Origin of the sequence: Bacillus cereus group sp. BfR-BA-01383 (assembly GCF_022663495.1) — a bacterium.
Classification (GTDB): Bacteria; Bacillota; Bacilli; order Bacillales; family Bacillaceae_G; genus Bacillus_A; species Bacillus_A cereus_AU.
This window is the reverse complement of sequence record NZ_JAKUFP010000008.1, coordinates 50,354-73,757: the sequence shown is the minus strand read 5'-3', so window position 1 is coordinate 73,757 and position 23,404 is coordinate 50,354. Positions and strand designations below refer to the sequence as shown.

Genomic DNA, 23,404 nt, shown 5'->3' with positions numbered 1-23,404 from the left:
ATATTTCCGCTTATTCTTTGCAAATATGCTTGTATATCGCATATTCTTTATTTACAATCTATCCGAATAAATGGTACCGGTTTCTATTCAGCTACATTATAATCGTCCCTATACAAAAAAAGACGAGACCCTATAGGATCTCGTCTTTCTTTTCATATATTAACCAATATCTCCAAGACGTAGTACGTCACGAGCAATCATAACTTCTTCGTCAGTTGGAATTACGATAATTTTTACTGGAGAGTGTGGGAAGCTGATGAATGCTTCTTCGCCACGAATGTCGTTACGTTTTGGATCGAAGTATACGCCCATGAACTCAAGGCCTTCTAATACACGCTCACGAATTAGAGCACTATTTTCTCCAATACCAGCTGTAAAGATGATTGCGTCTACACCTTTCATACGAGCTGCATAAGAACCAATATATTTATGAATACGTCCTACGAATACTTCTAGCGATACTTCTGCACGGTGGTTTCCTTCTTCTTCCGCTTGTTCGATGTCACGTAAGTCACTAGAGAATCCAGAAAGACCTAACATACCACTTTTCTTGTTTAATACGTTAAGAACTTCTTCTACTGTTTGGCCTGTTTTTTCCATGATGTATGGAATTAACGCAGGGTCAATGTTACCAGAACGTGTACCCATTGTTACACCAGCAAGTGGAGTGAAGCCCATAGAAGTATCGATAGATTTACCGCCTTCTACTGCTGCGATACTTGCACCGTTACCTAAGTGACAAGAAAGTAAGCTTAAGCTTTCAAGTGGACGACCTAATAATTCAGCCGCACGCTCAGTTACATATTTATGAGAAGTTCCGTGGAAACCGTATTTACGGATGCCAAATTTCTCATAGTACTCATATGGTAAGCTGTATAAGAATGCAGATTCCGGCATTGTTTGGTGGAATGCTGTATCAAATACTGCTACTGCTGGTACGTTTGGTAATACTTCTTGGAATGCTTTAATACCAACAAGGTTTGCTGGGTTATGAAGTGGTGCTAAATCGCTTAATTCTTCGATATCAGCTAATACTTCATCCGTAATTAAAACAGAGTCAGCAAATTTTTCGCCGCCGTGAACAACACGGTGACCGATACCGCCAATCTCATCTAGAGACTTAACGATTCCGTTTTCAGTTAATTTTTTAAGAAGCATATTAACTGCTACTGCGTGATCTGGGATGCTTGTAATTTCTTTTTGTTTTTCGCCATCTACAGTAATAGTGAAGATACTATCTTCTAAACCGATACGTTCTACTAAACCTTTTGTTAATACTGTTTCACTTGGCATTTCAAATAATTGGAATTTCAATGAAGAGCTTCCTGCGTTAATCGCGATGATTTTTGACATCTAGTCTTTCGCCCCTTTTTCTCTTGGTAGTTGTGTGGATCATCCCACAAACCGCTCGATTTTATCTAATTAAATCTACTCATTATGAAAACGTTTCATCATCAGTAAATTTTATACTCACGATTTTAATTTAAACATCGTCCGACATATATTTCAAGTGAAAAAATTGTAACACCAAGAAAAAAAATATATTACAGATTTCAAAACAATTCAGTTAAATCTTGTATACACTAAAAAATATTACATATTATATACAACTGTACCATATTAATTACTAACCCTGTTACATATATATCGTATTATTTATGTGTTGCAAACCAAGTATTCAATTGATCCATAATGTTCTCCATAGCCTTCATGTTAGAGAACTTAGGTAATTCCACTAGTAGTGCCTGTTTCGGCATTGTTACACCTTGGCCTTTCTTTTGGAGCACAAATATACTTTTTGCATTTTTCTCGTTTTTAAACATGGAAACAGGTAGCTGTAATAACCCTTGAATAAAACATGTTTCTTTAATAAATGCATGTAATTTTGGCGCCTGATTACTTTCGAAAATAAAGTTCGGTACTAAGAAGAATAAGTACCCGCCTTCTTTCGTATGTTTCACACTTTGTTCAATAAATAAGTGATGCGCATATGACATTCCTTCATCTGCTTTTAACTTATATTCACTTGCACCGATTTCATTTGGATAGTAACCGATTGGTAAATCTGAAACAACTGCATCAACTGGGTCAATATAAAGTGGTGCTAGTCCATCTTGATGGAAGAATTCGATTGCATGCTTTTGTAAATTCGCATTTACTAAAGCAAGTTTAATTAGCACTTCATCCACTTCTACACCAAATCCACTCATTTCAAGTCCTTCTTTGGCGCTATTAAACACTGTAGTCATTAAGTTACCTGTTCCAATTGCAGGGTCTAAAACAGTAATTTCTTTTTGCCCTTGCATAAATTTATGGAATAAGTAGCTCATGAACATTCCAACTGCATCAGGCGTCATTTCATGATTCGCTTGCACGCCTTCTTTCATTCCTTTTAAAATGGCTAGCTGAAATGCTTTACGAATTTCTTCCCCTTTATATGTTTCTTCATTAAACGTACTATATTCACGATTCAACCTTTCAATTGTTGCCTCGGATAATTCTTCTTGTAAAATCGCTCCTTCAAACAAGTTATCACCTGTTTCTACAAGCGCCTCTAAATATGTTACATCTAATTCTTTACGTAAAACTACCGTAGAAGAATCAAAAATAGAAAATAATGTTTCTACTGCCTGACTCACGTACATTCCTCCTTCTCTCTTTTACACATAACTTATATCATACCATAATCTGATTTTTTCCCAAAAGAAAAAGCGACCTCTTTTTAGGAGCTCCCTTTTAAGTGATGTATGACGTAACGTCTTTTCTCATATATCGGTTCATTTAACAATATATGAGAAAAGACGACCTCTTCTAAAGTGAAACTTTAATTAGAGGTCGTCTTCATTTACATTACTTCGCTAATTTTGCTGCTTCTAATGCTGCTTCATAGTTTGGATGGCTTGTACCTTCGCTTACGTATTCTGCGTAAACTACTTTGTCATTGCTATCTACTACGAATACTGCACGAGCAAGTAAACGAAGTTCTTTCATTACTAAGCCGTAAGCTTCGCCGAATGAAAGGTCGCGGTGGTCAGAAAGTGTTACAACATTTTCTAAACCGTTTGCTGCACACCAACGTTTTTGAGCGAATGGTAAGTCAGCGCTAATTGTTAATACTTTCGCGTTTTCAATACCTGCTGCATCTTGGTTAAAACGACGTGTTTGCGCATCACACACACCTGTGTCGATTGAAGGTACAACACTAATTAATTTCACTTCACCTTTGTATGTTTCTAAACTTACTGGAGATAAGTCGTTTGCTAACACTTGGAAGTTTGGCGCTTGATCGCCAACTTTAACTTCTGTTCCAACTAAAGTCATTGGATTACCTTTAAAAGTTACGTTTGCCACTTGAAAATCCTCCCTTATTTAAACAAAATATGTACACTGTAAATCATAGTTTGTCCCTATCGATAATGCAAATAAAATCGCTTTATTTACAAAAAAATAAAAAAGAGAACATCCTAAAAGTAGAGCTCTTAACTAAGGTTCTTTTCTTTTTTACGATTACAATAGTAATTGAAATCATATCGTACACAACTCTAAATATATCAACTTAACCAAAAATAAGACAATAGTAGCAACCTATACATATTAGAAGGTCGCCCCAAAACACCCTTTGAGACGACCTCTATTCGTTAAATTTGAAATTCTGGATCATCTTCTTTTCGTTTATCCATCATTTCTTTCACTTTATCAACAGCTTGTGGCGCTAATTCAATTATTTTATCGATGACGTGTGTTTGTTTATCTAAATGCAACACTTTCACACCTTCTCCATTTATAACAAGAAAGGCAACAGGATTAATAGAAACTCCTCCACCACTACCTCCACCAAATGGATGACGGCCTGAATATTCTACTTTACCAAATTCACTTCCACCAGCAGCAAAACCGAAACTGACTTTTGAAACGGTAAGAATTACACTTCCATCTGCTGCTTTAATTGGGTCTCCAACAATTGTATTAACATCAGTCATTTGTTTTAAATGCTGCATTGCGGTTGTCATTAAACCTTGAATTGGATGGTCCATTCTAAATCCCCCCTATGCTTGAACAGATTTATCTGTCATACCAGACTTTTGCTTTCTCATAAACAGGAGTAGTTTTACCGCTGTTTTCACAGTACGAAATATACGAAAGGAAGCTGTTAATTCACATCTTGATGCAAATCCCTTCCCTTGAAAGACAGGTGTAATTTCAAATTCTGGTACGTCAACAATATGCATATATTGTCCTACAATTCCAGCAGCCATTCCTTTTGTCCCCCATGCATATCCAGTGACAATTCCGGTACTGGCTGCGTCGCCTGCTCCAATTTGTGAATGCCATTTCCAATCATTGATTTTCACTCGTTTGAGAAAATCTTTAACAATAGTATGAACTTCTTGAAGCTTTTTTATCAGTTCACCCATGCTATCAAGTTGTGCCATAATTTTATTATCTATGCCGCCATCTTTCTCAGCTTTTTCGATTTTTTGCTCCGTCTTTTTCTGTTGTTTTTCAATTCTTTCCAACACATCAAATGTATATCGAATCATCCATATTTTCACTTGAAATAAACATTGCTTTTCCATTTCTGAATATAAAAACGTCACCTTAAGTGATATTTTCGACAATAGTATAAGCAAAATAAAAAGTAGGAGAATTATCATTCCAATTACGAGCCACTTCATTCGTACCATCCTTTCACTCCATACCCATTATCGACAAGTTTATTCACCATTAAACAACCTTTTATAAAATTGAATATAAAAATTTTTCTAAAAATAAAAAGGGATTTTGACAATTTATATCGAAATATATTATTTGAACATATCATCGAGAACACATTCTCATGATATGTAGCACGAAAAACTGAAAACTTAACTGCAGTGGAGGGATACATAATGGCAGATCGTCGCAATTTATTTTTCTTTTATGGTGATGACAAAGCAACACTTGTTGAAAAAATGAAACCAATCTATCGTATTTTAGAAGAGAATGGATTTACCATATTAGATCATCCAAAAAATGCAAACGCTATTGTCAGCGTTGGAGATGATGGAACTTTCTTACAAGCCGTTCGTAAAACTGGTTTTAGAGAAGATTGCTTATACGCAGGGATTTCTACGAAAGATGAAATTTCTTTCTACTGCGATTTCCATATTGATCACGTTGATACAGCCCTTCAAGAAATTACAAAGAACGAAATTGAAGTGCGAAAATACCCAACAATTCAAGTAGATGTAGATCACGGAACATCTTTCCATTGTTTAAATGAATTTTCTTTACGCTCAAGCATCATTAAAACATTCGTTGTGGATGTTCACGTTGATGATTTATATTTTGAAACATTTAGAGGCGACGGTTTAGTTGTTTCTACCCCAACAGGAAGTACGGCTTACAATAAATCATTGCATGGTGCAGTTGTTGATCCGCTTATCCCTTGCTTCCAAGTAAGTGAATTAGCATCTTTAAATAACAACACATACCGTACACTTGGTTCACCGTTCATCTTAAATCACGAACGTACATTAACTTTAAAACTAAAACCAGACAGTAATGATTATCCGGTTATCGGCATGGATAATGAAGCACTTAGCATTAAACAAGTGGAAAAAGTTGTTGTACGCTTAAGCGATAAACAAATTAAAACAGTTAAATTAAAAAATAACTCTTTCTGGGAAAAAGTACAGAGAACGTTTTTATAGTATTAAAAAAACCGACAAATTATGAAAAATCATAATTTGTCGGTTTTTTATTTCCCCCGATTAACGCGGGTAGCCCTCTCTATTATTCGGCAACTTTTCTTGTCATTTTTTGTCGGTAAGTCGATATGTTTTTACGCACCTTTTCTATACACGATTTCCCCATCAATGACGATCATTTCTGCTTGTACTTCTTTTATTTCTTCTGACTCGATTTCAAATATGTCGCGGTCTAATATTGTAAAGTCTGCTTCATATCCTGTTGTAATTTGCCCCCGCTTCTCTTCTTTCCCAATTGCATAGGCACTTCCTGTTGTAAATAAAGAAACAGCCTCATATACCGTTAGCCTTTCTTCTGGCATATAGCATACGCCGTCAATAAAGCTTCTACGTGTAACAGCACTATATATACCTAAAAACGGATTCACTTGTTCGATTGGAGCATCAGATCCACCGTTGCAGTGTAATCCTGCATCTAGTAACGTCTTCCAAGCGTATGCATAACGAAGACGATGTTTCCCTAGTTTTTCAATGACTGACGGGAAATCCGATGAAACAAAGACTGGCTGAATATCGATAATAGCCGGCAAGTGTTTCATTCTTTCAATCAACTCTTCACGAGCGAGCTGACAATGAATAATGCGGTCACGTAATCCTTTTGCTGGCGGATATAATTCGAGTGCATCAATTACATATTCAAGCGATAAGTCACCAATTGTATGAATGGCAACTGGCATATGTAAATCACGAGCTTTCTTCACTAACTCTGCAAGCTCCGCACGTGAAAAAATCGCAACTCCATTCGTTTCCTGCGCATCTTCATATGGTTTACTTAATAAAGCTGTTCTTCCGCCAAAAGAGCCGTCTGAAAAAATTTTCATCGCCCCAAATTCAATGTAGTGCTCATTTCCATATTCTTTTCGCTCATCCGCTACTTCATGATGAACGAGCAAATGTGCTTTAAATGGCATTTCTTTTATAACGTGTGAAAACGCATTGTATGTTTTTCTAAAACCGCCATAATAATTTAAATCTTCCGTATGCCCACCAACGAGTCCGTATTGCCAGCAGTCTTTAATCGCTGTTTGCAGAGCCCTTTGTAAATAGGCTTCATCAATTTCAGGCTGAACATGTTTAATTAATTCTTGTCCTTGTTCATATAAAAGTCCTGTTAACTTATTTGATGAATCCCGGCCAATTTTCCCGCCTTTCGGGTCTTGCGCCGCTTCTGTTATGTTCGCTTCTTGCAGTATGTATGAATTCACCCATGTCACGTGGCGGCAAACTCGTTTTAATAAAATGGGATGTTCTTTCGAAATCTCATCTAAATCACGTACATGAACTTGTTTTGTATCTGTAAAATTGTTTTCATTCCATCCTTCTCCGATAATCCATGTTCCTTGTGGAGCTTCTTCTACTCGCTTCTGAACGAGAGTAAGTACTTCGCTATAAGATGTACAATTTGATAAATCTAGACGGAGTAACCTCTCCCCATGTCCAATAAGGTGCATATGGCTATCAACAAGACCTGGAATCATCGTTTTCCCTTTTAAGTCACATAACTCCACTTCTGCATATCGGTTTTCTAACTTTTCTTTATTCCCCACGTCAACAATGACGCCATTTTCAACGTAAATGGCTTCTACTTTTTCATTTTCTTCTCTCATCGTGTAAATGGTGCCGCCGTACCAAATTTCTCCCATATATCCCATCTCCTTTATTTTTATTGTATAGAAAAAAGCACCATTTCAAAACATGGTGCTTTTCTAAAAATTACTTTTGTTCAGTAGTAGACGTTGTAACTTGCCATTCAATATTAAATTTATCTTTCACTTGTCCGTATGCTGGGCTCCAGAACGTTTCTTGAAGTGGCATGATAACTTCTCCGCCTTCTTGTAACTTATCGAATACTTCTTTTGCTTTTTCTGCATTACTAATTTGAATTGCGATTGTTACTTGAGATCCAATCGCATGCCCTTGACCTGGGAATGTATCAGAAATCATAAGTTCCGTATTACCAACTTTTAAAGTAGCATGTGCAACGCGCTCTTTCGCTTCAGCTGGAATAGGGTATTCTGGATTTTCAGGCATATCACCAAAAGTTTGCATGACTTCTACTTTTGCGTCTAACGCCTCTTTATAAAACTGTACAGCTTCTTGCCCACTACCATCTAAAACTAAGTAAGGATTAATACCTAAAATCATACGGACACCTCTTTTTTAAAATTTATAAAATCGAACTTGTGTTCGTTTTTATAATATCATACGTTTTACATTTCATTCAACCATTTACTACACTATTTTCGAAATTATTTTGAAGAAAGCTCCATCTCTTGTTTTCTAAGTTCGATACGACGAATTTTTCCAGAAATCGTTTTTGGTAGTTCATCTACAAATTCAATTTTGCGAGGATATTTATATGGTGCAGTGAGTTCTTTGACGTGTTGTTGAAGTACTGGAATCAATGTTTCTTCGTTCTTTTCTATATTCTCTCTTAATACGATAAATGCCTTCACGACACTTCCACGAATTTCATCTGGACTTGCGACAACCGCACATTCTCTTACGTATGGATGTTTTACAAGTGCATCTTCTACTTCAAACGGCCCGATTGTATAGCCCGAGCTAATAATGATATCATCACCACGCCCTTCAAACCAGAAGTAGCCGTCTTCATCCTTTTTCGCTTTATCACCGGTAATATAATAATCACCGCGGAATTGCATAGCTGTACGCTCATCATCTTTATAATATTGTTTAAAGAGGGCTGGTGTTTCAATGTGAACTGCAATATCACCAACTTCTCCTACCTGCACCGGAATACCTTCCTCATTTACGATATCAACATGGTTGCCTGGCGTCGGTTTTCCCATTGATCCTGGTCTAATGTCCATCCCTTTCATTGTCCCAACAAGTAACGTATTTTCCGTTTGTCCATAACCGTCTCTTACTGTAATGTCAAAATGCGTTTGGAACGTTTCAATAACTTCCCTATTTAATGGTTCACCTGCTGATACAGCGCTCTGTAACGCTTCTAAATTGTACTCGTTTAAGTTTTCTACCTTAGCCATTAATCTATACTCAGTCGGCGTACAACAAAGCACGTTCACTTTATTATCATCTAATAAATTTAAATACGTTTTCGGTTCAAATTTACCGTGGTATACAAATCCTGTTGCCCCTGAGCCGAGAGTTGCTAAAAACGGGCTCCAAATCCACTTTTGCCAGCCTGGACTAGCTGTTGCCCATACAACATCATTCTCTTCAATTCCGAGCCAATTTGGGGCGCTCGTACGTAAATGAGCATATGCCCACGCATGCGTATGAACGGCACCTTTTGGATTTCCTGTCGTCCCTGACGTGTACGATAAAAAGACCATATCTTCTTTATCGGTCTTCGCCATTTCTAACATGTCACTTTCTGTTTCTAATGCTGTTTTTAAATTAATCCATCCATCTACTGACTGCTCGCTCAGGACGAACTTTTGAAGAGTGTCCATCGCCTCTATGTCATCAAATTGTCTAATGTACGGTTCATAACTTACGATTGCCTTTACTTCTCCGTGCCCAATGCGATACTCAATATCTTTTTTACGCAACATTTCCGAGCTTGGAATTACGACAAACCCTGCTTTAATCGCAGCAATATACGTCATGTAGGCTTCAATTAAACGCGGCATCATAATGAGGAGCTTGTCCCCTTTTTGCAAGCCACTTTTTATAAAAGCGTTTCCAATTTTATTCGCACCTTGCATTAATTCAAAATATGTAACTTCTCGTCTATTCCCTTTATCATCTTGCCAAATTAAAGCAAGCTTCTCTTTATCATTCGTATATTTCTCTATTTCTGAAACTAAATTATAAGATGGTGGTGCCAACAATTCCTCTCTCTTCATAAAAACATCCTCCTTTATTTCTATGCCTCCCTTATATAATAAAGAATTTTCAGTAAATTTTGAACCCTCTTCTTTTGACAAATTTTTTATATCTATGTCGAATTAAATTTATAACGATACAAAAAAAAAAGAAAGAGCGGGGAACCCGCTCTTTCTAAGCCATCGTATATGGGATTATTTTTGGAAACCGCCTAATTGTTGCTCAGCTAGTGAAACTAGACGTTTAGTGATTTCTCCACCAACAGAACCGTTAGCGCGAGATGTTGCATCAGCTCCAAGTTGAACACCAAACTCTTGAGCGATTTCATACTTCATTTGATCTAATGCTGCTTGAGCACCAGATACTGCTAATTTATTTGTGCTTGCCATGTTGTATCACCTCCTTGTGAGTATAGAGTGTGATAAACAACATGACTTCATACACATTTGAATGTGGTAATTTATGGTTTTAGAAAAGTTCCTCGAATTTTTCTTCTTCCGCCACTACTTCTACTGTTTGTAATACCATTGTTTCTTTGTTCGCTACAGCTTCTTCGATTAACGGCGTGAAATCATATTTCGCTTCAAAACGATTTGCTTTTTCGCGCTTTGGTTTCGTCGCTGGGCTTGCTGGTGTGAACACTGTACAGCAATCTTCATATGGACGAATCGAAATATCGTACGTTCCAATTTCTTCTGCAATTTTAATAATTTCTAATTTGTCCATTGTAATAAGTGGACGAATAACTGGATAGTTTGTTACTTCGTTAATCGTATGCATACTATCTAGCGTTTGGCTTGCTACTTGTCCAAGACTTTCACCAGTCGTAATTGCAAGTGCGTTACGCTCCTCTGCGATGCGCTCTGTAATACGCATCATCATACGACGCATAACTGTCATTGAATAGCTAGATGGAATTTCTTTATTAATCGTTTTTTGCACTTCTGTAAATGGAACAAGGTGAAGTGTTACACGTTTACAGTACTTCGTTAATTCTTGTGCTAAATCGATTACTTTTTGTTTTGCACGCTCACTTGTGAAAGGTGGGCTATGGAAGTGAACTGCTTCCACAGATACGCCGCGCTTCATCGTCAAGTACGCTGCTACTGGGCTATCAATACCACCAGAAAGAAGTACCATTACTTTTCCACCAACACCAACTGGTAAACCGCCAGCTCCCATGCGCTCACCACACATAATATAGCTGTAACCACTGCGAATTTCTACACGTACATTCACATCTGGATTATGAACATCAACTGTAATATCTTCTGTATTTTCTAGAATGTGTCCACCGATTTCTGGAAGTAACTCCATCGTCTTCATTGGGAAGCGTTTATCAGAGCGGTGCACTGTAATTTTAAATGTTTTCACATCGCCTTTTACTTGTAAGAAAGCTGCTAATGCACCTTTTTTAATATCTTCTAATTCTGATGGTACTTTCATTGCTAAGTTAAACTTATGAATACCGAATACATCTTGCAATCTTTCAGAGATTGCTTCATGGTCTTCCCCATTTAATTGGATGTACATGCGGTCATGTGTTGCATCGATTTTAATATTTGGAAACTTTTTCAGTTTGAACTTCACGTTATCTTTTAATGTGCTTACAAACTTAGAACGGTTCTTACCTTTTGTCGTCATTTCTCCGTAACGAACTAAAATATATTCATATGTCATCATATTTCTTTACCTCATCACTTCATATAATTTTGGCATTGTCTCTTTTACAATACCTTCAAATTGTTTTACTTCTTCCATCGTGTTTTCCGGTGCTAAACTAATACGAATAGCACTTGCAGCGGCGGCATGCGGTACCCCCATTGACACGAGTACTCGGCTCACTTCATTTGCTTTTGAAGAACAAGCAGACTTCGTTGATACATATACACCGTGTTCTTCTAAAGCATGAACGACCACTTCCGGTTTTAAACCGACAAACGATACATTTAAAATGTGCGGTGCCGCAAATTCAAGCGACGTATTAATCGTTACATCTTCCATCTCTTTAAAGAAACGGACAAGCTCTGTTTGTAAACTTTGCAAATGAACGATCTTTTCATTCACTTGCTCCATCGTCATACGAAGTGCTTTCACCATCGCTACAATACCAGGTAAGTTTTCTGTGCCTGAACGATACTTAAGCTCTTGCTGACCACCTGATAAGATTGGATCTAATCTTACACCATCACGTACGTAAAGAAGTCCTGTTCCCTTTACACTATGAAATTTATGCCCAGATATTGAACAAAGATCAATATGAGAAGCGTATAAATCAAGCGGTACTTTTCCTATCCCTTGTACATGGTCCACATGGAATCTTATTTTCGGGTAATTCGATAATAACGTTCCAATTTCAACAACAGGCTGAATTGCTCCAGTCTCGTTGTTCACATGAATAATTGACACAAGAATCGTATCTTCACGAAGCGCTCGTTTTACATCTTCTACCGATACAACACCATGCTCGTTAACCGGTAAATATGTTACATCAAACCCAAGCTCTTCTAATTGCTTATATGCTTCAAACACAGACGCGTGTTCAATATTTGTTGTAATGATATGTCTACCGCGCGAACGATTCCTCATCGCAATCCCTTTAATCGCAAGGTTATTCCCTTCCGTTCCACCTGATGTGAAAATAATTTCAGAAGGTTTAACGTGAAGGAGCTGCGCTGCAATCGTTCTTGATTGTGTTAATAGACGCTCTGCCTCTCCTCCAAGCGAATGAATGGAAGAAGGATTTCCAAAATATTTCCCAGCAACCGTTACGTACGATTGAAGGGCTTCTGGATATGGCTTCGTCGTCGCACTATTATCAAAATAGATCATCGTTCTTCCCCTTTCAGCGCTATCACATCGTATAATCATATCATAAATACGTGTAATTACGCTAAAACTACTCAAAGGTTTCGTTTTATTTTAAAACGAATAACCTTACTGTATTCCGCTATTCATTATAGCAACATCACCTTCAAAATTACACAAAAAAACAAACCCTTTATGAAAGGGTTTGTTCATTGTCTACATATTCAGCTATTTTTTGAACAACGCCAGGCTCAAGTTGCTCTAATACAGAAGCCGCTTGTTCTAAAGCTGCATCGTATTGATATTCACGGAATAATTTCTCAGCGTAATTTAAGCTTTCTGCAAGATCCTCATCATGACTGCGGTAACGGTTACCGTATTGAATTAATTTTTCAACTAAATACGCTTGTCCAATTAACTCTTCTGTCATTTCTGCTACACCGTTAACAGTTGTGTACGCCTCTTCTAAACTGCTATTTACAGCATTCATATTTAACGGTTTTACTTCTAATTGATCATATACAGCTTGCATTGCCATTTGTCCTCTTTGTAAATCTTCCATAATGCTTGTCGGAAGACCTGGCAAATTCGACTTATGCATAAAGCGTTTCGTTTCTAAAATTGTGTTTCGCATTTCTTGTAACTTCTCACGTGCTTCAAATTCTTCTTTGCGCATCGTTTGTAGCATTTCTTTATACTCTGTATGGAGCACTTTTAACGTTTCACATTGCTCATAAATCTCTTCTAATTCCTCACGAATAATAGAGAAGGCAATATCTTGTTCCGCAACGCGTAATTGCAACACTTCAAAACGTTTCATTAAAATGTGCATTTGTTTTTCAATTACTTTTTGCGACTCAATATCTTTGTCTTGTAATTGATAACTTTGTTTCACAAGTTGTGTTTCTGCTTTTGTTTCGATCGTTTCAACACGAATTTCTTCTAAATCTTCATAAACAGAAAGTGTTTTTTGTTCCACATAATGTCTCGCATGTACTTCTTGTTCAAGTTGATCATAGAAACCATCTAAACGAGTTTTTAAGTTTTCTACTTTTCCTGCTGCTTCTGTTATATGAAGCTCCTGTATATCCATTAAACATGTTTGTAGTTGTGTCGTCATATCGCGAACTTCTTTAGGAATGTCCAAATACTCTAATACATAGCCTTGTCTTATCATATCATCATGACCTTGTAATAAATCTTCTAGCTGAACTGGTAATGTCGCTTGACACTCTACCAATAAATCTGGAATTTGATGAATAATGATTTCTAGACTTGCTAAACCTTCTTCTAAACTAATAACAATTTCTCTCGCTTTTAAATAATCACCATTATCTGTTGCCTCTTCAAAAGTTTTGAACTTCTCGGATTCAACATCTAACATCTCTTCGATTTTTTGCTCAGCTGCTCCATACATGTGTCGATGAGCAAGAACACTCTTTTTCATACTACGATATGTATCACGTAATCCTTCAATTTCCGAGCTATTTTTCTCATGGCTTTCTAACAATTGCTGTAATTCATTTAAAATGTCAGTAATACGATTATCAGCGTCATCTAAACCACTTATGGATTCTTTCATCGCATGCTTTGCTTTTCGGAAGGAGAATTGCGAGGCGAATTTTCGCGCTTGCGCTAAATCTTTTTCAGCTTTCGGAAGGGTTGTTGATACAATTTCATCCCATTCTTCACGCCATTTACCAAACAGTTCTTCTGTTTGACCCGTCATATTTAAATCTTTTACCCGTTTTAGTTCATCTGCCACAGGTTTATCTTTTATTTCTTGTTTCCACTGCTCCAGTGCTTCAATATCTTTATATGAACGATTTCTTATCACAAGCTCTATCATGAGCAGCACTAGAATAGAGCTTACTACAATGATAACGATCGTCAGGATAGAATCCATGCAAAAAAGCCTCCTAATTATATCTCTTTTTTTGTCCGTTCCGTTTATGAAATGGAAGGCATTATGTATAAAAAGGGAATTCCCCTATATTTAACAACTAACAATGTTCTAATCATACCATGTAATGGCGTGTTTTTGACCTAGTTTTTTTTAAAATTTCATGTTTCTTTAAATGCAACCGTAATTTTTCTTAATATTCCGTCTAACCTATCTCTTCTCTTCAAATGCACGCAATAAAAGGCCGTCTTCCCTATGAGATATGAAATAAATTTTTCGCATGAGTGGTGGTTCAATAGAAATGACATGTACATCCCCTTGCCTTATCGCTTGCTCTACCACCATTTCTGGAAGCAACGTAATACCAAGACCAGCTTTTACCATTGCAAGCATCGGTTCTGCATACGATGTTTCAACAGCTATAGTTGGTTTTACACCTATACCATGAAACATGTTCATAATCATTTTCCGTACATCACATATTTCTGGATATACAATTAACTTTTCATTTTGCAGCTCTTCCATTTGAATTACCGTCTTCTCTTTATACGGATGATTATGTGAAACGGCACAAACAATTCTCTCTTGTTTCACTTCTTTTATATACGTAGCACCTTCTACTACCGAATCGATGAACATCGCTTCAATCTTCCGCGCTTTAAATAATTCCCTTAATACTTTCGTATGCTCAATGTGCCATTCCACTTCGAATGCATCACCTAATATATCTTTACATTTTGATATGTAACGCTCCGCTAAACTTGGTAATATGCCAATTGAAAGTTTCCGGTTCTCTTGATATCCCTTCATTTCCGTTTTCACTTCATTTATTTGTTCCAAAATCGGTAACATTCTTTTTATAAATAATTCTCCAGCCTCTGTTAACTCCACTCCTTGAGCAGAACGTTTGAGTAAAGTCACCTCTAAATTCGCTTCTAATCTTTGAATTTGTTTACTAAGCGCTGGTTGGGAAATATGTAAAAGCTTACTCGCTTTCGATAAGCTTCTCGTATGTTTTACTTCAATAAACGATCGTACTGCCTCCAAATCCATCGTACACACCTCTAACAAAAAGTTATAACTGTTATAAAAAATCGATATTTCCTTTTAGTAGAAATCAATCTTTATACTTATTTCATCAACTTACTATAAACGAAATGTAAAGGGGAAAGAAACTCTTGGACAAAAAACAAATGCTACTCGGCTCCCTTCTATGCTTACTTGCTGTAACTGCTTGGGGATTTATGTTTCCTGTAATGGCAAATGCTTTGCAATTTATCGATCCGTTCTTCTTCACAACTATTCGATATGGATCAGCAGCTATTATTTTCCTTATTCTTCTTTTAATCGCTGAAGGAAGAAATTCACTCCGCTTCGAAAAACGAACTCTTTCGTTATTCTTTTACGGAACAGTCGGTTTCGCAGGATACGGTTTTCTCGTTTTTTACGGCCAACAGCTTGCCGGCCCTTCCGGAGCAATCCATGCCGCGATGATTCAGTCTCTTATGCCACTCATCGCCTTATTATTGCAATGGATAACGAAAAACAAACGCCCTCAAAACTACACATTTCTTTGTATGTTCGTTGCGTTACTCGGTGTTATACTTGTCATTTCAAAAGGAAATATTCACTTATTATTTGGAGCAGCAAGCCACTTATCAACAAACATATTGATGTTATGCGGCGTTACTTGCTGGGTCATTTATACGAATGGCGGTGCTCGTTTTCAATCTTGGTCACCACTTAGATACACAACATTAACTTGTTTATTTGGTTCTATTTCACTCGTTATAATCGTTACTGCATTAACAAGTGCAAATATAGTCGCTGTACCGTCATTACACACAATTATGAGCGTTCGTTTTGAACTCTTTTATATGTCAATTGTCGCGGGCGTTATCGCTGTATTTTGCTGGAACACAGGAAATCGCTATATTTCATCAATTAACGGCATATTATTTATGAATTTAGTTCCTGTACTTGCTCTTATCGGTTCCATATTTCGAGGTTATACCGTCGACAAAATTGAAATTGCCGGAGCCTCATTAACAATCATTGCGCTATTATGCAACAATTTATGGCAAAGAAAAGAAACGACAAAAATCCCCACCTCAGTTCGTTAGGTGGGGATTTTTCACATATGAACAGCTCTTGGCAATTCATAATACATATTCGTGTTGAACAATGCTTGCTCCATCCATTGTTCAATTTCTTTCGTATACATTTCTAAGAAAAACGTCTCAGATGGAAAAGAATGCAGCACTTCTGATATATATTGCGGATATAAAAACGGCATATTCATCATACCTTTTAATTGCGTCATAAACATTGTAAAAGATACCTTCTTAAATTCTTGATTCATTTGTCCCTGTCTAACAATTTGCTCTATATAATATCTTTCTTTAGAAAAATAAATCGTCATCACTTCACGAATTAATGTCGTATCAAGCGAAAGCTCTCGATAGAAGAAACGTGTCAGTTCCCTATTTTCAAATTGATATCGTAAAATCCCGCGCACCATTTGCACCATCACATCTTTAGCCGACAAATATTCTCTCTGTTCAAATGACGTTTCAATTACATGAATATATCCTTCTAAGAAATCAGTAATAAGCTGTTCTAATAAACCTTGCTTTCCAGCAAAATAATATGAAATATTCGCTACATTCACATCCGCCCGCTTTGCAATGTCTCGTACCGACGTTCCATCATAACCTTTCGTATTAAACAACGATATTGCCGCATCAATTACCTTTTGTTTCGTCTGTTTCATGCGCTCACTTCCTCTCACTGAACAGCTATAGTTTAAATTTCTTGACTTTTAAGACAAATTCCTTTAATTTTCTATCGACAAAGTCATGTGAAATACATCGTATTTTGCTAATATTTTACACACCTCGATAAAAAGGGAGTTGTTTCCATGTTTACAAAAGAAAGTTATGCAGGATCTCGTGAAGAGCAGTATGAGACAGTAATTAAACAACTAGATGCATTATTAACTGGCGAATCAAACGCAGTCGCAAACTTATCAAATGCGTCCGCACTATTAAATCAATTTTTAGATCGTGTTAATTGGGTTGGCTTTTACGTAACAGAAGGAAATCAGCTTGTTCTTGGACCATTCCAAGGAATGCCTGCTTGCGTGCGCATTCCATTCGGACGAGGCGTTTGCGGCGTGGCAGCTGAAACGAAAACAACGCAGCTTGTAGCGGACGTTCACCAATTCCCAGGGCATATCGCTTGCGATAGTGCTTCGAATTCGGAAATCGTTGTACCGATTATGAAAGAAGGAAATGTCATCGGTGTACTTGATATTGATAGTCCCGAAAAAAATCGTTTCGACGAAGTGGATCAGCACTATTTAGAAAAGTTTGTGGAAACACTGTTAAAACATATATAAAAAAAAGAGTGAGTTATCGATTGAGTACATCACGTACGAAACCGATAGCTCACTCTTTTTTTATTGATTCACAGTAGATATTTTCTTTAACGCCTGCTCTAAATCAGAAACGATATCTTCCCACGATTCTAAACCGACAGATAAACGTATTAAATTATCAAAAATACCCATTTTTTTTCTTAGTTCAGCCGGAATCGCAGCGTGCGTCATCGTCGCTGGATGCTGAATTAACGTTTCTGTATCTCCTAAACTTACGGCAATCGTAATAAAATGAAGATCATTGATAAACGACTGTGTTTCTTCTTTTCCGCCTTTTACTGAAAAAGAAATAACGCCGCCGCCCCGCTTCATTTGGCGAGATGCTACATCTCCTTCTGGATACCAAACACCTTCTACCGCATCATGATTTTTCAGAAACGATACAATTTTTTCTGCATTATCGCAATGGCGATCCATTCTTACCGCTAACGTCTTTAATCCGCGTAACAATAACCACGCATCAAACGGCGCCATAATACCGCCGATATCTTTTCGCATCGGGCGAATTTTGTCAGCTAACGTTTTCGTTTTACAAATTGTGACACCTGCTACAACATCACCATGACCACCAATATATTTTGTCGCACTATGCACAACAGCGTCACAGCCAAGCTCAAGTGGTCTTTGTAAATAAGGTGAACAAAACGTATTATCAACAATGACAAGTAAGCCATTTCGCTTCGCAACCCTAATCACCTGTTTTAAATCAATTAATTTCATCGTTGGATTAATCGGTGTTTCAACGAAAATAAGCTTTGTATTTGGACGAATCTTACTTTCAAGATCCTCCTCGCTCTCCATATCACAAAACGAATGCGTAATCATAAATTTCTCTTCTAACACTTCTAAAAAACCGTACGTACATCCATATAATCCATTTGAACAAATAATATGATCTCCAGCCTTTAGAAAACCAATTAAAGTTGCTGAAATAGCTGCCATACCGGATCCGAAGGCAAGCGCTTCTTCTCCTCCTTCTAACACAGCCATACGTTCTTCAAATAATTTCACAGTTGGATTTCCAAGTCTTGAGTAAATATAAGATGGATCCACTCCCGCAAAACTTGCCTCGCCTTGCTGTGCAGTCTCAAATGTAAATGTAGACGTTTGAAATAAAGGTGGTGTTAAACTTCCTTTATTCTCATTTGATTCATAACCATGATGAATTAGTGCTGTCTCCATATGCTTCTTTTTCATAAAAACATCCCCTTTTATGTTTTTATTGCCGCATATTCATCAATAAAAATTTGATGAACGTTTTTACCACATTTTATGTAAGCGTTTTATTTGTGTTTCTAACTCTCTTCTTTTACATTGTTTTAAATTCCTTCTTGTTAATTCCCAAAATTTATATGAATAAAACAAAAACGTACTTGCTTGACGAAACTCTGGGTAAAAGATATAATAGCGTTTGTGTAAAATAAAAAGGCAGCCTTGTAATGTGAGTTTATCGTTTGTATTTTGTTCCTCTACGGAGGTGTATCTCGTAACTCCCTGCTGCTGGAGCGAAGGTACATGAAAACAAAATGCCCGTAAATATCGATTACGTCTGTTTTTATTTTACGTAAATAAAAACATTTTTAAAGGAGGAGTCAACTATGGCTCGTTATACAGGTCCAGCTTGGAAACTGTCTCGTCGTCTTGGAATCTCTCTAAGCGGCACAGGAAAAGAATTAGAAAAACGCCCTTACGCACCAGGTCCTCACGGTCCTAACCAACGTAAGAAACTTTCAGAATACGGTTTACAATTACAAGAGAAACAAAAACTTCGTCACATGTACGGCATGACTGAGCGTCAATTCCGTCGCACATTTGACCAAGCAGGTAAAATGCCTGGTAAGCACGGCGAAAACTTCATGATCCTTCTTGAAGCTCGTCTTGACAACTTAGTTTACCGTATGGGCTTAGCTCGCACTCGTCGTGCAGCTCGCCAATTAGTAAACCACGGTCACATCACAGTTGATGGATCTCGCGTAGATATCCCATCTTACCGTGTAAAACCTGGTCAAACTATCAGCGTTCGCGAAAAATCTAACAGCCTTGTTGTTGTTAAAGAAGCGATCGAAGTTAACAACTTCGTACCAGAATACTTAACTTTCGATGCTGATAAATTAGAAGCTACTTACACTCGTCACGCTGAGCGTTCTGAGTTAGCAGCTGAAATCAACGAAGCATTAATCGTAGAGTTCTACTCTCGTTAATGACAAAAAGCCAATCCTATGGATTGGCTTTTTTCAATTCTAATCATTATTTTTTATATCTTAAGTAACATAAAATGCCACTACTCCACACTCCCCTTAAAATAAATAACATTTCGTTTATTCAAATAAAAAGAATAAACTACCTATTTCCATACAGAACTTCTGTTATATTATGAATTTTCATAGTAAAATAATATTAATATTAAGAATTATTAAATTTTTATAACAAGGAGACGTTGATATGGAATTTAGAAATGACATAAATAAAATAGCTAACCAAGTTTTAGAAAGAAAAGAGTACATAACTAACGAAGAAATGACCAAACAATCATTAATTATTCCTTTTCTTCAAAAGCTAGGTTATGACGTTTTTAACCCTTTAGAAGTTAGACCTGAGTATATTGCAGACTTTGGGACTAAAAAAGGTGAAAAAGTCGATTATGCGGTTTTCAAAAATGGTGTTCCAATTATTTTAATTGAGGCAAAGTCCGTAACAGAAAATCTCCTTAAACACGATGCGCAACTATCTAGGTATTTCAATGCTTTACCAGATGTCAAAATAGGGGTACTAACTAATGGTGTAGAATACAAATTTTATACCGATTTAACAAATGACAACGTGATGGATGAAAAACCTTTCTTTACCTTCAGCATGGATAATTTAACTAATGTAGATATTGAAACAATTGAAACTTTTACAAAAGAAAATTTTGAAGCTGAAGGAATCGTAAAATATGCCGAAGAGCTTATTTATATGACTAATTTAAACTCTACAATTAAAGAATTATTTAAAAACCCTTCAGATGACTTCCTTCGTTTTCTAATTAAAGACTTTAGCTCAACTAGAATTACAAATAACGTTTTAGAGCGATTCCGACCAATTGTTAAAAAAGCAATTAATCAAACACTATTAGAAATAATCAGTGATGGTTTAACACCAAAAGAAACAAAAACAACTGAGAAAATAGAAACAAGCTTGGTTGCAGCCGCTTCTGCTGAAATAATTGAAGATATTAGCAAAGAAGACAAAACAGATAGAGTTTTTACTACTGAAGATGAACTGACTGCCTTTAACATTGTTAAAGAGATATTAACTGAAAATCAAAGAGACATTAGCGACCTTAAATATAAAGATACTATTAGTTACTTTTGCATCATGAATCGTGTAATCACAAAATGGTTTATACGTCTCTTCCTTGATGGAGATGCAAAATCCTTAGTTGTAAGACTAGATTTAGAAGCTACTAAACAACTATGCCCTAATTTCGTTGTTGAACAAGCCCCGAAATCACAGGGAGTAAGTAGAATTTTCATTGATAATGTTAACGATTTAAAAGATTTGGAACCACTTATCATTTCGTGCTATGACCAAATTTTAACTAATGTTTAAAAGGAGGAATTCCCTCGTCCTTTCCAAAGGAATGACAAAAAGCCAATCCTCTGAATTGGCTTTTTCGTTTATATATAAAATAAAATTATTTAGTTTCCTCTTTTTGAACATATACATAAGCATCTTTCTGCTCTTTATGTATATCAACCTTCGAATTCTCTGCAAGCTGACCCGCATTTAGCAAAGAAAAAATAATGAGCGCTTCTAGTGACATTTCGTTTTACCACTCCTTTCTATTTGTTATACGTTTATCATACCGCTTACATGTGATTTCCGTATGAACTCGAAAAGGAGATTACAACAAAAAGGTTACAGGAATACTAATGTACGCTATAATAACCATAAAATAGGAGGTTGATTCATTTTGACAATAAACCAAATGGTTCAATTGGGTAGTGCATTTATACTATTTATCACTTCAGCACTTATGAGTTGGTATCAAGGAAGTAATTTAATAGATTATCCTGATGAATGGAAATATAGCGCTAAGTTTACGAATTATTTTAAAGGGTACGTTTCACACTATGACGATATTTATCAAATCGATTTCTTTATATATGCGGCAAAATTTTATCCCGCGGCATTTATCGTTATGTTAATTAGCTTACTTTATATGCTCATATTAACTCTTCATATTCTATTTAAAAGAAATCATGAGGCAATATAAAAACCCCGGATTATAGACTTTTCAGCCTACAATTCGGGGTACTATTTGTTTTAAATTCGTTCTTCTTAGTAACGAATTAAGAAATATTTCTTTTTACCGCGGCGAATGATTGTGAATTTACCTTCGATGCGGTCGTTTTCTGTTACAACGTAGTCTAATGCTTGTGTACGCTCACCGTTTACGTAGATTGCACCGTTTGTTACATCTTCACGTGCTTGACGTTTTGATGGAGAGATTTTGCTTTCTACAAGTAAGTCGATTAATACTGTATCTTCTGCAGTACGTTCTACAGATGGTACGTCTTTGAAGCCTTGTTCGATTTCGCTTGCAGTAAGTTCTGCTACAGAACCGCTGAATAATGCAGCTGAAATTTTAATTGCTTGCTCTAACGCTTCTTCGCCGTGAACAAGTTTTGTCATTTCAGAACCTAATGCTTTTTGTGCTGCACGTTTTTCTGGTGCTTCAGCTACTTGCTTCTCAAGCTCAATGATTTCTTCATGAGATAAGAATGTGAAGTATTTTAAGTATTTAACAACGTCGCGGTCATCTGTGTTAATCCAGAATTGGTAGAACTCGTAAGGAGTTGTTTTTTCTGGGTCTAACCAAATTGCGCCGCCTTCTGTTTTACCAAACTTCGTACCGTCAGATTTTGTAACAAGTGGAATTGTTAAACCGAATGCTTTCGCATCTTCTTCTGATTTACGAATTAATTCAAGACCAGCTGTAATGTTACCCCATTGGTCACTACCACCAATTTGCAGACGGCAGTTATGTTGTTGGTATAAGTTTAAGAAGTCGTATGATTGTAAAATCATGTAACTGAACTCAGTAAATGAAATACCAGTTTCTAAACGAGATGCTACTGTATCTTTTGCTAACATATAGTTTAAACCGAAGTTTTTACCAATATCGCGTAAGAATGTAATAACATCTAAGTTACCAAGCCAGTCATAGTTGTTAGCCATCGTTGCTGGGTTGTCCACATTTTCAAACTCTAAGAAGTTTGAAAGTTGGTTTTTAATGCTTTCTGTGTAGTAAGCAACTGTATCTTTCGTATTTAATGTACGCTCTGCTTTTTTACCACTTGGGTCACCGATCATACCAGTACCACCGCCAACAAGTGCGATTGGTTGATGACCAGCTAATTGGAAACGACGTAACATTAATACTGGCAACATATGACCGATGTGTAAGCTATCCGCTGTCGGATCGAAACCACAGTATAATTTAACGCTTTCTTTTTCTAATAATTGCTCAAGGCCCTCAGCATCTGTTTGCTGATTAATTAGACCGCGAAATTCAAGATCTTGTAAAATACCCATATCCTACATACTCTCCTTTAAGTTCATTACTGGCGTGAAGGTTGAAAACATAAAAAAATCGCCCCTTTAAATAAGGGACGATTTTGATTATCGCGTTACCACCCTAGT

General features: G+C 36.6%; 23 protein-coding genes and 1 other annotated feature (1 of these 24 only partly in view). Of the genes, 6 read left to right on the top strand and 17 right to left on the bottom strand.

From position 1 onward, the window contains the following. Window positions 1-159: 159 nt before the first annotated feature. The 5 genes from MR065_RS10590 to MR065_RS10570 form a co-directional block, all read right to left on the bottom strand. Entirely contained in the window at window positions 160-1,353 is a 1,194-nt protein-coding gene (locus MR065_RS10590) for an acetate kinase (RefSeq protein ID WP_242213611.1), read from the bottom strand. Window positions 1,354-1,652: 299 nt separating this feature from the next. Continuing rightward, the gene (locus MR065_RS10585) at window positions 1,653-2,639 is read right to left on the bottom strand and encodes a class I SAM-dependent methyltransferase (RefSeq protein WP_242213610.1); all 987 of its coding nucleotides are present in this window, start codon (window positions 2,637-2,639) and stop codon (window positions 1,653-1,655) included. Between the two features lie 211 nt (window positions 2,640-2,850). Next, on the bottom strand, window positions 2,851-3,351 hold the full coding sequence (tpx, locus tag MR065_RS10580; RefSeq protein WP_097905718.1) for a thiol peroxidase: 501 nt from the start codon (window positions 3,349-3,351) through the stop codon (window positions 2,851-2,853). Between the two features lie 287 nt (window positions 3,352-3,638). After that, complete coding sequence (ytfJ, locus tag MR065_RS10575; RefSeq protein ID WP_097905717.1) at window positions 3,639-4,034, bottom strand: GerW family sporulation protein; 396 nt, start codon at window positions 4,032-4,034, stop codon at window positions 3,639-3,641. A gap of 12 nt (window positions 4,035-4,046) precedes the next feature. After that, entirely contained in the window at window positions 4,047-4,685 is a 639-nt protein-coding gene (locus MR065_RS10570; protein WP_097905716.1) for a DUF2953 domain-containing protein, read from the bottom strand. Between the two features lie 204 nt (window positions 4,686-4,889). Between MR065_RS10570 and MR065_RS10565 the strand changes: the two genes are divergently transcribed. After that, the gene (locus MR065_RS10565) at window positions 4,890-5,693 is read left to right on the top strand and encodes an NAD kinase (protein ID WP_097905715.1); all 804 of its coding nucleotides are present in this window, start codon (window positions 4,890-4,892) and stop codon (window positions 5,691-5,693) included. Between the two features lie 131 nt (window positions 5,694-5,824). Here MR065_RS10565 and MR065_RS10560 read toward each other — a convergent pair whose 3' ends face one another. The 8 genes from MR065_RS10560 to MR065_RS10525 all read right to left on the bottom strand — a co-directional run bounded on the left by MR065_RS10560 (window position 5,825) and on the right by MR065_RS10525 (window position 15,330). After that, on the bottom strand, window positions 5,825-7,393 hold the full coding sequence (locus MR065_RS10560) for an amidohydrolase (RefSeq protein ID WP_242213609.1): 1,569 nt from the start codon (window positions 7,391-7,393) through the stop codon (window positions 5,825-5,827). A 70-nt stretch (window positions 7,394-7,463) separates the two neighbouring features. Next, window positions 7,464-7,895, bottom strand: a complete 432-nt coding sequence (locus MR065_RS10555) for a VOC family protein (protein ID WP_242213608.1) — start codon at window positions 7,893-7,895, stop codon at window positions 7,464-7,466. Window positions 7,896-7,999: 104 nt separating this feature from the next. Next, entirely contained in the window at window positions 8,000-9,586 is a 1,587-nt protein-coding gene (gene mbcS, locus MR065_RS10550; protein ID WP_242213607.1) for an acyl-CoA synthetase MbcS, read from the bottom strand. 174 nt (window positions 9,587-9,760) lie between these two features. Next, complete coding sequence (locus tag MR065_RS10545; protein WP_000168890.1) at window positions 9,761-9,955, bottom strand: alpha/beta-type small acid-soluble spore protein; 195 nt, start codon at window positions 9,953-9,955, stop codon at window positions 9,761-9,763. A gap of 79 nt (window positions 9,956-10,034) precedes the next feature. Then, entirely contained in the window at window positions 10,035-11,249 is a 1,215-nt protein-coding gene (gene thiI, locus MR065_RS10540; RefSeq protein ID WP_097905712.1) for a tRNA uracil 4-sulfurtransferase ThiI, read from the bottom strand. Between the two features lie 6 nt (window positions 11,250-11,255). Continuing rightward, entirely contained in the window at window positions 11,256-12,398 is a 1,143-nt protein-coding gene (locus MR065_RS10535; RefSeq protein ID WP_097905711.1) for a cysteine desulfurase family protein, read from the bottom strand. A gap of 169 nt (window positions 12,399-12,567) precedes the next feature. After that, window positions 12,568-14,280 carry a septation ring formation regulator EzrA gene (ezrA, locus tag MR065_RS10530; RefSeq protein ID WP_242213606.1) on the bottom strand — a complete coding sequence of 571 codons (1,713 nt, stop codon included), beginning with the start codon at window positions 14,278-14,280 and terminating at the stop codon, window positions 12,568-12,570. Between the two features lie 207 nt (window positions 14,281-14,487). Continuing rightward, window positions 14,488-15,330: a LysR family transcriptional regulator gene (locus MR065_RS10525; RefSeq protein ID WP_242213605.1), complete on the bottom strand. Its 843-nt coding sequence runs from the start codon at window positions 15,328-15,330 to the stop codon at window positions 14,488-14,490. 125 nt (window positions 15,331-15,455) lie between these two features. On the opposite strand from MR065_RS10525, the gene MR065_RS10520 reads away from it, so the two are divergent. Continuing rightward, window positions 15,456-16,400 carry a DMT family transporter gene (locus MR065_RS10520; protein ID WP_242213604.1) on the top strand — a complete coding sequence of 315 codons (945 nt, stop codon included), beginning with the start codon at window positions 15,456-15,458 and terminating at the stop codon, window positions 16,398-16,400. A gap of 11 nt (window positions 16,401-16,411) precedes the next feature. Here MR065_RS10520 and refZ read toward each other — a convergent pair whose 3' ends face one another. Continuing rightward, on the bottom strand, window positions 16,412-17,050 hold the full coding sequence (refZ, locus tag MR065_RS10515; RefSeq protein ID WP_242213603.1) for a forespore capture DNA-binding protein RefZ: 639 nt from the start codon (window positions 17,048-17,050) through the stop codon (window positions 16,412-16,414). A gap of 147 nt (window positions 17,051-17,197) precedes the next feature. On the opposite strand from refZ, the gene MR065_RS10510 reads away from it, so the two are divergent. Further along, entirely contained in the window at window positions 17,198-17,677 is a 480-nt protein-coding gene (locus tag MR065_RS10510) for a GAF domain-containing protein (protein ID WP_098991644.1), read from the top strand. Window positions 17,678-17,737: 60 nt separating this feature from the next. On the opposite strand, the gene megL is transcribed toward MR065_RS10510, so the two are convergent. Beyond that, a complete protein-coding gene (megL, locus tag MR065_RS10505; RefSeq protein WP_242213602.1) occupies window positions 17,738-18,913 on the bottom strand; it encodes a methionine gamma-lyase in 1,176 nt (391 codons plus the stop codon). A gap of 401 nt (window positions 18,914-19,314) precedes the next feature. Between megL and rpsD the strand changes: the two genes are divergently transcribed. Next, a complete protein-coding gene (gene rpsD / locus MR065_RS10500; protein ID WP_000135322.1) occupies window positions 19,315-19,917 on the top strand; it encodes a 30S ribosomal protein S4 in 603 nt (200 codons plus the stop codon). 241 nt (window positions 19,918-20,158) lie between these two features. Further along, window positions 20,159-21,307 (top strand): type I restriction endonuclease, encoded by a 1,149-nt coding sequence (locus MR065_RS10495; RefSeq protein WP_242213601.1) that lies wholly within the window; start codon window positions 20,159-20,161, stop codon window positions 21,305-21,307. A gap of 85 nt (window positions 21,308-21,392) precedes the next feature. On the opposite strand, the gene MR065_RS10490 is transcribed toward MR065_RS10495, so the two are convergent. Further along, window positions 21,393-21,521, bottom strand: a complete 129-nt coding sequence (locus MR065_RS10490; protein WP_242213600.1) for a transporter — start codon at window positions 21,519-21,521, stop codon at window positions 21,393-21,395. A gap of 150 nt (window positions 21,522-21,671) precedes the next feature. Here MR065_RS10490 and MR065_RS10485 point away from each other — a divergent pair, with 150 nt between their 5' ends. Beyond that, window positions 21,672-21,974 (top strand): YjdJ family protein, encoded by a 303-nt coding sequence (locus tag MR065_RS10485; RefSeq protein ID WP_242213599.1) that lies wholly within the window; start codon window positions 21,672-21,674, stop codon window positions 21,972-21,974. Between the two features lie 65 nt (window positions 21,975-22,039). On the opposite strand, the gene tyrS is transcribed toward MR065_RS10485, so the two are convergent. Further along, window positions 22,040-23,296 (bottom strand): tyrosine--tRNA ligase, encoded by a 1,257-nt coding sequence (gene tyrS / locus MR065_RS10480; protein ID WP_242213598.1) that lies wholly within the window; start codon window positions 23,294-23,296, stop codon window positions 22,040-22,042. A gap of 70 nt (window positions 23,297-23,366) precedes the next feature. Beyond that, window positions 23,367-23,404: a binding site (T-box leader), on the bottom strand (it continues 192 nt past the right edge of the window).

Coding starts and splice junctions, on each gene's coding strand:
- ezrA (WP_242213606.1), bottom strand. CDS start 14,280: ATGGATTCTATCCTGACGATCGTTATCATTGTAGTAAGCTCTATTCTA.
- MR065_RS10545 (WP_000168890.1), bottom strand. CDS start 9,955: ATGGCAAGCACAAATAAATTAGCAGTATCTGGTGCTCAAGCAGCATTA.
- ytfJ (WP_097905717.1), bottom strand. CDS start 4,034: ATGGACCATCCAATTCAAGGTTTAATGACAACCGCAATGCAGCATTTA.
- MR065_RS10555 (WP_242213608.1), bottom strand. CDS start 7,895: ATGATTTTAGGTATTAATCCTTACTTAGTTTTAGATGGTAGTGGGCAA.
- refZ (WP_242213603.1), bottom strand. CDS start 17,050: ATGAAACAGACGAAACAAAAGGTAATTGATGCGGCAATATCGTTGTTT.
- MR065_RS10510 (WP_098991644.1), top strand. CDS start 17,198: ATGTTTACAAAAGAAAGTTATGCAGGATCTCGTGAAGAGCAGTATGAG.
- MR065_RS10490 (WP_242213600.1), bottom strand. CDS start 21,521: ATGTCACTAGAAGCGCTCATTATTTTTTCTTTGCTAAATGCGGGTCAG.
- MR065_RS10565 (WP_097905715.1), top strand. CDS start 4,890: ATGGCAGATCGTCGCAATTTATTTTTCTTTTATGGTGATGACAAAGCA.
- rpsD (WP_000135322.1), top strand. CDS start 19,315: ATGGCTCGTTATACAGGTCCAGCTTGGAAACTGTCTCGTCGTCTTGGA.
- MR065_RS10560 (WP_242213609.1), bottom strand. CDS start 7,393: ATGGGAGAAATTTGGTACGGCGGCACCATTTACACGATGAGAGAAGAA.
- MR065_RS10590 (WP_242213611.1), bottom strand. CDS start 1,353: ATGTCAAAAATCATCGCGATTAACGCAGGAAGCTCTTCATTGAAATTC.
- MR065_RS10535 (WP_097905711.1), bottom strand. CDS start 12,398: ATGATCTATTTTGATAATAGTGCGACGACGAAGCCATATCCAGAAGCC.
- thiI (WP_097905712.1), bottom strand. CDS start 11,249: ATGATGACATATGAATATATTTTAGTTCGTTACGGAGAAATGACGACA.
- megL (WP_242213602.1), bottom strand. CDS start 18,913: ATGAAAAAGAAGCATATGGAGACAGCACTAATTCATCATGGTTATGAA.
- MR065_RS10525 (WP_242213605.1), bottom strand. CDS start 15,330: ATGGATTTGGAGGCAGTACGATCGTTTATTGAAGTAAAACATACGAGA.
- mbcS (WP_242213607.1), bottom strand. CDS start 9,586: ATGAAGAGAGAGGAATTGTTGGCACCACCATCTTATAATTTAGTTTCA.
- MR065_RS10570 (WP_097905716.1), bottom strand. CDS start 4,685: ATGGTACGAATGAAGTGGCTCGTAATTGGAATGATAATTCTCCTACTT.
- tyrS (WP_242213598.1), bottom strand. CDS start 23,296: ATGGGTATTTTACAAGATCTTGAATTTCGCGGTCTAATTAATCAGCAA.
- MR065_RS10495 (WP_242213601.1), top strand. CDS start 20,159: ATGGAATTTAGAAATGACATAAATAAAATAGCTAACCAAGTTTTAGAA.